The organism is Mycobacterium sp. (genome assembly GCF_035570115.1).
Classification (GTDB): Bacteria; Actinomycetota; Actinomycetes; order Mycobacteriales; family Mycobacteriaceae; genus Mycobacterium.
Genome location: NZ_DATMLH010000264.1, coordinates 19,217 through 27,561, shown reverse-complemented (window position 1 = coordinate 27,561; position 8,345 = coordinate 19,217). Strand labels below are relative to the sequence as shown.

Below are 8,345 nucleotides of genomic sequence, written 5' to 3'. Positions count from 1 at the left end.
GCCTCGAAGCCGGGACGGGTGTGACTGGGGTAGGCGGACAGGTCGTCGTCGCGGTAGCGGTGGGTGACCTCCCAACCGAGCTGATCGGCGAGTGCCTCGCAGTCCTCCAACTGGCGGGTCACACCGGCGCGCTGCCCCGTGGCGTCTTGGCTGATTCTGGTGTAGACGGCTGCGCGCATACCCTCAAATATATTTGAGCAGACCGACGTCAGCACCCGGACAGTGCCTTGCTTGTTCCCGAGCCCGTGCCTAGCGGCGTCTGTCGACCGGGAGGCGATGCCGCGCTGACCGCACCGCGATGATGCCCAGACGCCGCTCTTTTAGGCGTAAACCGCTACGCGCGATTCGGGCTCGACGGGGCTGATGTCGCGGACGGCGTCCTGGGCGAGTCCGGCCAGCTGGCGCCATGCGCCGATCGCATGGCCGGTGAGCTGGGTCATCCGGCTGGCCGCGGTGGCGTCCCCGGAGGCTAGACCGTGCGCGTTTTGCGCGTGAGCGACGACCTTGTCCAGTGATATCAGCAGGTCGTTGTCCACGAATGCGGTCGACTCGGCGGCGGCCTGCGCCGCGCGCATCCCGGCGCCGCTCAGGGTCGAGGCCACCTCGCGGGCCGTGCGGCCGGCGGCGCCCCAGTCGGCGACGGCGGGCATGTCCCCCGAAGCGGCGGCGCGATGCAGCTCGGCAATGTCGAGGATCGCTTTGTGGGCGGTGATCTTGGCGTACTTGAGCACTCCCCAGGTCGGACTTGTCAGCAATTCGGCGATCCAGGCATGGACGACGGTCTCCGGAACATCGGCGGTTCCGACCGTCTGCCAGGCGAGGTCGAGGGCCAGCACGCTGTCATCGGGTAACAGGTAGCCATCAGGTCCGGCGAGCAGGTCGTTGGATGTCTGCACGAGCAGGCTAAGCGGCCGGGCCGAGCGGGTCGGAAAGTCGGTGACCTGCTCATCGCCGGTGATGTAAGAAATGACGTTCATCGCGCACCCTTTGCCGGACCCCGGCTGATGCGATCCTCTGGCCAACCTCAGCGGGTGGGTTATCCGGTAGAGGTCCATTTTGGTTGGCTCCTTTCGCCGTTCACTGCCGAATAGATCGGCTGGTTACTCGCTTAGACGTCGGACGTGTCCTTCTCGTTCGGCGCACTAAGGCCGGCGTAACCTTGTTAGGCAGTTACAGCTTGCGCTCGGTGGTGAAACCTGTCAAGGTGGTTACTTGTGACCTTCGTCTATGTGGGCGGCCGCCGATGCCTGAACTTCGTGGGCACCATGAAGCACCGCGATTCGGCGCGCGAAGAACTGTTGACGCGGCCCGAACTGTTTTCCGAATTTGCAGTTCAGGGAGGGCTGCTCGACGCCGCCATCGACGTCACCGAAGATGATCTGGCGGCCGCGATCGAGCTGCGGGAAGCCATCTACCGGACCGTAATCGCCCGGCTAGAGCACCGCCGGCCGCAGCTGGCCGACGTCGACCTGCTCAACGAGCGTGCCGCCCACCCTCAGCTCACGCCCCGATTACTGCGCACCGGCGCTACCCGCCGCGAGGGCACGCCATCGCAACTGCTGGCGAGCCTGGCCGCGGATCTACTCGATCTCCTCGCCGGAACCGACATCGAGAACGTCAAGCGCTGTGCCCACCCGGGCTGCACGCGCCTGTACCTCGATGCGTCGCGGGCGAAAAACCGGCATTGGTGCGGGATGGGCACCTGCGGCAACAAAGCGAAAGTTCAGGCCTTCCGGGCCCGCCAGCGCGCCTCGTCTGCTACCGCGTAGTCCTCGGGAACAAATCACGTCCGACAAAGGTTGAGCGCGACAGGCTTAACTTTGGAGGATTTGATGGCTGAAGCCAAATCAGTGCCGGTGTTGTTTGTCAGTGACCCGATCGTGTTGCCCGGAATGGTCGTGCCGATCGCCTTGGACGACGCTGCTCGAGCGGCTGTCGACGCTGCCCGCGCCAGCGAGTCGGGCCAGCTGCTGATCGCCCCGCGGCTCGACGACCGCTACCCGTCCTACGGCGTGCTGGCGACGATTCTGCAGGTCGGACAGATCGCCGGAGGCGGTACCGCAGCGGTCGTGCGTGGCGAACGACGTGCTCACATTGGCGTCGGAGCCAGCGGGCCCGGCGCGGCGTTGTGGGTCGAGGTGACCGAGATCACCGATCCCGAGCCCAGTGACGAGACGCGTGCACTGGCCGCCGACTACAAGAAGCTGCTGCTGGCGATGCTGCAACGCCGCGAGGCCTGGGAGCTGGTCGACGTCGTCAACCGGCTGGTCGACCCGTCGGCGCTGGCCGACATGGCTGGTTATGCGTCGTATCTGACCGCGGTGCAGAAGCGCCAGCTGCTGGAAACCGACGATGTGGGCAGTCGCCTCCGCCTGTTGATCGACTGGACCGGCGAGCACCTGGCCGAGGTCGAGGTCAACGACAAGATCGCCGAGGACGTCCGCGACGGCATGGAGAAGCAGCAGAAGGAGTTCTTGCTGCGCCAGCAAATGGCCGCGATCCGCAAGGAGCTCGGCGAGGGCGAGCCGGACGGTTCTGACGACTATCGGTCCCGAATCGAGGCGGCCGACCTGCCCGAGAAGGTTCGCGAGGCGGCGCTGCGCGAGGTCGGCAAGCTGGAACGCTCCAGCGAGCAGAGCCCCGAGGGCGGCTGGATCCGCACCTGGCTGGACACGGTGCTCGACCTGCCGTGGAACACCACGACCGAGGATTCGACGGATTTGGCCGCGGCGCGGGAGATCCTGGACGCCGATCACCACGGTCTGGACGACGTCAAGGACCGCATCGTTGAATACCTGGCGGTGCGGGCACGCCGTGCGCAGCGCGGATTGCAGGTCGTCGGCGGCCGCGGATCCGGTGCCGTGATGGTGCTGGCCGGTCCGCCCGGGGTCGGCAAGACGTCGCTGGGTGAGAGCGTCGCTCGCGCGCTGGGCCGCAAGTTCGTTCGCGTCGCGTTGGGCGGCGTGCGCGACGAGGCGGAGATCCGCGGACACCGCCGCACCTACGTCGGCGCGCTGCCCGGCCGCATTGTGCGGGCCATCGGCGAAGCCGGCTCGATGAACCCCGTCGTGTTGCTCGACGAGATCGACAAGGTCGGCTCGGACTACCGCGGCGACCCCAGTGCTGCGCTGCTCGAGGTGCTTGACCCCGCGCAGAACCACACCTTCCGCGACCACTACCTGGACCTGGATCTGGACCTGTCCGATGTGATGTTCCTGGCCACGGCCAACGTCATCGAGAACATCCCGTCCGCGCTGCTGGACCGGATGGAGTTGGTGCAGATCGACGGCTACACCGAAGACGACAAGGTGGCGATCGCGCGCGACTTCCTGTTGCCGCGCCAACGCGACCGTGCCGGGCTGACCGACGACGAAGTCGTCGTGACCGACGCCGCGCTGCGCAAGATCGCCGCGGACTACACCCGTGAGCCCGGTATGCGGCAGTTCGAGCGGCTGCTGGCCAAGGCGCTGCGCAAGGTCACCACGAAGATCGCCGCGGAGCCGGTCACCATCGACGAGCCGGATCTGGTCAGCTACCTGGGCCGGCCGCGATTCACCCCCGAATCGGCGGAACGCACGGCGGTGCCGGGCGTGGCGACCGGGCTGGCCGTTACCGGGCTGGGCGGCGATGTGCTCTACATCGAAGCCGGCGCCAACGACGGTGAGCCGGGCCTGCAGCTGACCGGTCAACTCGGTGACGTGATGAAGGAGTCCGCGCAGATCGCGCTGTCCTACGTCCGTTCGCACGCCGCAGAGTTGGGTGTCGATCCGTCGGCCCTCGACCGGCGGATCCATGTGCACGTGCCAGCCGGCGCCGTCCCGAAGGACGGTCCGTCGGCCGGTGTCACGATGGTGACCGCGCTGGTGTCGATGGCTACCGGGCGACAGGTGCGCGCCGACGTCGGGATGACCGGCGAGGTGACGTTGAACGGCCGGGTGCTCCCGATCGGCGGCGTGAAGCAGAAACTGCTGGCCGCGCAGCGGGCAGGGTTGTCGACGGTGTTCATCCCGCAACGCAACGAGCCGGATCTGGACGATGTGCCCGCCGAAGTTCTCGAGGCGTTGGACGTCAAGCCGATGACCGATGTCGCCGAAATCGTCGCCCAGGCACTGGAACCGGCTGCGCAGGCGGCGACCGCCGCGGCGTGATGTCGGACAAGTCGGATAGCGTGCGGCTATGACCGACTCGCAACGGCTTAAACGGCGTATCGTCCATACGGCCCAACGGCTGGTGGTCAATCCAGTGGGTCGGCGATTGCCGTTCCCGATGCTGGAGACCATCGGCCGAAAGTCGGGGCAGCCGCGCCGCACCGCGATCGGGGGCCGAGTGATCGGCAATCAGTTCTGGATGGTCTCCGAGCACGGGGAGCATTCGCACTATGTGCTCAACATCAAGGCCAACCCCGCGGTGCGGTTGCGCATCCACGGCCGATGGCGCAACGGCACCGCCCACCTGTTGCCCGGGGATGACGCGAAAGAGCGGCTGCGAAGCCTGCCCGGCTTCAACAGCACACTCGTGCGCCTGGCGGGCAGTGACTTGCTGACCATTCGGGTGGATCTGGACTGAGGCCGCAGGTCGGTGCTTGGCGCTACCGTTGCGCCGTGGCCTACGACACCGAGTTGGTTGAGCGAATCCGCGAACTGCTGGCGCCTGAGCGTGGCGTCGACGAGAAACGGATGTTCGGCGGCCTCGCCTTCCTGATCAACGGACATATGGCCGTCGCCGCCAGCCGTGAGGGCGGGTTACTGGTGCGGGTACCGCCCCAGGAAACCGAAAAGCTGCTCGATCGTGCGCACGTCAACCCGATGGTGATGGCCGGCCGCGAGGCCCGGGGCTGGTTGCGAATCGACCCCGAAGGATTGAAAACCAAACGCCAGCTTGCAGGCTGGGTGGCCCGCGGGGTGAACCACGTGCATAGCCTGCCGCCGAAGTGAATAGTGCGGTTGGTCAGCCGCCACGGCGGGTACGCGAAGCGTTACGAACGAGCGCACCACCTGCGGCTAGAAGGGAGCGGCGATCATGGCCAACTCGAGGACATTCGTCGTCATCGGTGGCGGACTTGGCGGAGCTAAGGCCGCGGAAGCCCTGCGCGAGAAAGACTTCGATGGACAGATCATCATCTGCGCCGAGGAAGATCACCTGCCCTACGAACGGCCTCCGCTGTCGAAGGAGTTTCTGGCGGGTAAGAAGTCGCTGGACGATTTCACCGTGCACGACTCAACGTGGTACCGCGAGAACGAGATCGACCTCCGCCTGAATGCTCGGGTGTTGTCGGTGGACCGGGCGGCACACACCGTCGAGCTTCCGGACAACACCAGGGTTGAGTACGACAAGCTGCTGCTGGCCACCGGATCGCGCTCGCGGCGGCCGCCCATTCCGGGGTCCGACGCCGCCGGAGTTCATTATCTGCGGACATTCGAGGACGCATTAGCACTGAATTCAGCTCTGGCCGAAGGGTCGTCGCTTGCTGTGGTCGGCGCGGGCTGGATCGGGCTGGAAGTCGCCGCCAGCGCGCGTCAGCGCGGCGTCAACGTCACCGTGGTCGAAACCGCCAAGCTGCCGCTGGTGGGCGCGGTCGGCGAAGAGGTTGGCGCCGTATTCGCCGCGCTGCACCGCGATCACGGCGTCGACCTGCGGTTGGACTCCGAGGTTAAGCAGATCGCCACCGCCGATGGCAAGGCCACCGGCCTGCGGCTCGGTGACGGATCGAGCGTTGCCGCCGACGCCGTGCTGGTGGCCGTCGGCGCGCAGCCCAACATCGAACTCGCCGACCAGGCCGGTCTGTCGACGGGTGACGGCGGGGTGCTGGTCGATGCGTCACTGCGCACCAGTGACCACGACATCTACGCGGTGGGCGATATCGCCGCCGCCGAGCATCCCCTGTTCGGCAGCCGGATCCGCACCGAACACTGGGCCAACGCGCTCAAGCAGCCCGCGGTGGCGGCGGCAGGCATGCTTGGTGAAAAGGCCGAATACACCGAGCTGCCTTACTTCTTCACCGACCAGTACGACCTCGGGATGGAGTATGCCGGCTACGCGCCGACATATAACCGGGTGGTGTTCCGCGGCGACGTCGACGGTCGCGAATTCGTCGCCTTCTGGCTCGATGCCGACGACCGGGTACTGGCGGGAATGAACGTCAATATCTGGGATGTGCTCGACGACGTCAAGAGCCTGATCCGGTCGAGGACCACCGTGGACCCAGACAAGCTGGCCGACCCGCAGGCGCCGCTGGGCGAGCTGGTCAGCTGAGCGTGATGACGTCGGGTAGGCGCAGGCCCTGCAACCGTTCGCGCTCGGCGCGCCGGCGTTTGATTCGCAGCCGGGCGTCGGCGGGCGGGGTGACCACCTCGTCGCAGGTGAGGTAGAACACCTCTCCCGGGAGGTCGACGAGTTCCGCATCGACCAATCGAGACCCCAACTCACGCAAAGTCGCTCGCAGCTCATGGGTGAACCGCATCGTCGCGTCGTACGCCGATTCTCGAGAAGCTCGGGCGTTGGCAGCCATCCGCTCGGCCAGCTTCGCCTCAGATGCATCGGGCGAAGCCGCCCGGGGTATGCCGGTCGCGCTTCGCCCGGCCGCGACGAGCAGCATCGCGGGATCGTCACCGAACACCAAACTGGCCAATTCGATTTCTTCGGGACCTCGGTGCCCGAGCCGGGCGACGGTGGACGCGAACGCCGCAGCGATCGTGCCGGACAGGGCGCTGATACCGTCCAGGTCACCGTCGAGAGCAAGCGCGCACAATTGCCGGTCGTTTCGGATGAGCGCCGCCAATGAAGAAGTCTTAGCCGCAACGACTTCGCTTTCCAGCAACGCGGCGATTCCCGAGATGCCGAGATGTAGCCCGGCGGGCTCCACCGTCGCTGCGGTGACGCCGGAGTCGATCAGCCACCGCCCGGTCAGACCCCAGCCCTGGTGGATCCGGTCCCGCAACAACCGAACCCGCACTTGCAGCTCGCCATTCGACAGCGAATTCAATTGCGCCACATCGAGATGCTCGGCCGTCGCGGCCTCGAGGTAAGCCCGGGTGTCGGCCTTCAGGTGCCGCAAAAACACCAACGCCCGCTTCACGACAACAGCTTTGGCCGCCGATCCGAGCAGCCCTCCAGTCAGCGGCGGCCGCCCCAGCGGCAACAGCCCACCGACGTCTGAGCCGCCCAATGACTGTTGCACGAGCTCGTCCACGTCCCAGCCGGGCAACTGGCCTGCGGCGATCACGCTGGCCGAAACGCCAACGTAGGGGCGGTGGCCGAAAACCGCGATCGCGCGGCTCCCCCATTCTTCGGCAGTCACGTCGCCCCAAGCCATCACTTGGCTCATCACCCGGTTGGCGGCACGCATACCGGCGATTTGCACGTCAAGCGTCATCGGGGTCAACGGTCCGGGCAGCGTCTCGGCCAGGGCGGCCGCGCTGAACACCGGGAAGCGGGGGTCGATTCGGTCGTCGAATTCACCCTCCAACCCTTCCGGCGATGCGGACAGCAACCGGGTGCCGTCGGACGGCTCGGTCCGCGGCGTCACTTCCAGCGGGATCGGCAGATGACCTGCCAGATCCACGGTGCCCCTGACGTCGAGTTTGCGGCCGCGCAGCCCGCGCGCGGTGTCGGCGACCGCGTCGATTGCGCGCCAGCCGAATTCGAATTGCCATGTCTCTATCGACGTATCGAGCTCGGGAATCAGCTGGGGCCAGGTTGGCAGGCGTGAGAGCCGCGGTAGATGCTCGACGGATCGCAGCAACCGGCGCGCGGTGACCAACTCGGTGGTGTCGCCAGTCGCGAGGTCAACCAGCCCGGTGCGGTTGGTGGCCACCGCGAGCATCAGGAAGCGGAGCAGGTCATCGAAATGCAGTAACCGCAATGGCCTGGCCGAATCCCTGTCGCGCAGCAGGCTGCCGACCGTGCGGCAGATCATCCAATCGAGCTGGCGGCCCAGCGGCGGGGCTATTCGGACGATCAGACTCGGTGCCCAGCCGGTCGACACCAGCGCCTCGGCCTGCTGGTACAGCTTCGGCTGACCGGCAGACTGAGACACGTAGATCAGCCGGGCACCTGCACGGGCCGCTGCATGGGTGACGCGTACCAACCCACCGAGCCCGGCGCTGCCGGGCGCGGTCGCCTCGATTGGGGCCAGGTGAATCACCACGTCGGAGCCGTCGGCCAGCCGCTGCAGAATCGGGCCGGTGAGCGGCCCGCAAACAAAGTCGACGTCGCCATCCAGGTTTTCGTGCGGGCGCCCTGCGATGCCGCTGACCGTGTGTCCGGCCGCAAGCAACTGTCGGGCCACAGCACGCCCGACCACTCCAGTGGCCCCGGTTAGCAGCACCCGCACGCCCGACCACCTC

Annotated in this window: 8 protein-coding genes; 5 read left to right on the top strand and 3 right to left on the bottom strand. The window is 66.8% G+C overall.

Going from position 1 to position 8,345, the window contains the following annotated elements:
- Together VNW74_RS25035 and VNW74_RS25030 are read right to left on the bottom strand one after the other, a co-directional pair.
- The coding region (locus VNW74_RS25035) for a recombinase family protein (protein WP_325681853.1) at positions 1-179 on the bottom strand (179 nt) is incomplete at its 3' end.
- A gap of 141 nt (positions 180-320) precedes the next feature.
- Entirely contained in the window at positions 321-977 is a 657-nt protein-coding gene (locus VNW74_RS25030; RefSeq protein ID WP_325681845.1) for a hypothetical protein, read from the bottom strand.
- Between the two features lie 237 nt (positions 978-1,214).
- On the opposite strand from VNW74_RS25030, the gene VNW74_RS25025 reads away from it, so the two are divergent.
- The 5 genes from VNW74_RS25025 (at position 1,215) to VNW74_RS25005 (ending at position 6,252) form a co-directional block, all read left to right on the top strand.
- Positions 1,215-1,769, top strand: a complete 555-nt coding sequence (locus VNW74_RS25025) for a CGNR zinc finger domain-containing protein (RefSeq protein WP_325681843.1) — start codon at positions 1,215-1,217, stop codon at positions 1,767-1,769.
- 63 nt (positions 1,770-1,832) lie between these two features.
- Positions 1,833-4,148, top strand: a complete 2,316-nt coding sequence (gene lon, locus VNW74_RS25020; RefSeq protein ID WP_325681841.1) for an endopeptidase La — start codon at positions 1,833-1,835, stop codon at positions 4,146-4,148.
- Between the two features lie 28 nt (positions 4,149-4,176).
- Positions 4,177-4,566, top strand: a complete 390-nt coding sequence (locus VNW74_RS25015) for a nitroreductase/quinone reductase family protein (RefSeq protein ID WP_325681839.1) — start codon at positions 4,177-4,179, stop codon at positions 4,564-4,566.
- Between the two features lie 35 nt (positions 4,567-4,601).
- Complete coding sequence (locus tag VNW74_RS25010) at positions 4,602-4,934, top strand: TfoX/Sxy family protein (protein ID WP_325681837.1); 333 nt, start codon at positions 4,602-4,604, stop codon at positions 4,932-4,934.
- A gap of 85 nt (positions 4,935-5,019) precedes the next feature.
- Positions 5,020-6,252, top strand: coding sequence for an NAD(P)/FAD-dependent oxidoreductase (locus VNW74_RS25005; RefSeq protein ID WP_325681835.1), 1,233 nt, complete (start codon positions 5,020-5,022; stop codon positions 6,250-6,252).
- On the opposite strand, the gene VNW74_RS25000 is transcribed toward VNW74_RS25005, so the two are convergent.
- Entirely contained in the window at positions 6,245-8,332 is a 2,088-nt protein-coding gene (locus tag VNW74_RS25000) for an NAD-dependent epimerase/dehydratase family protein (protein ID WP_325681833.1), read from the bottom strand. The two genes, VNW74_RS25005 and VNW74_RS25000, sit on opposite strands and share 8 nt — an antisense overlap.
- Positions 8,333-8,345 lie beyond the last annotated feature (13 nt).

Coding starts and splice junctions, on each gene's coding strand:
- VNW74_RS25005 (WP_325681835.1), top strand. CDS start 5,020: ATGGCCAACTCGAGGACATTCGTCGTCATCGGTGGCGGACTTGGCGGA.
- lon (WP_325681841.1), top strand. CDS start 1,833: ATGGCTGAAGCCAAATCAGTGCCGGTGTTGTTTGTCAGTGACCCGATC.
- VNW74_RS25030 (WP_325681845.1), bottom strand. CDS start 977: ATGAACGTCATTTCTTACATCACCGGCGATGAGCAGGTCACCGACTTT.
- VNW74_RS25015 (WP_325681839.1), top strand. CDS start 4,177: ATGACCGACTCGCAACGGCTTAAACGGCGTATCGTCCATACGGCCCAA.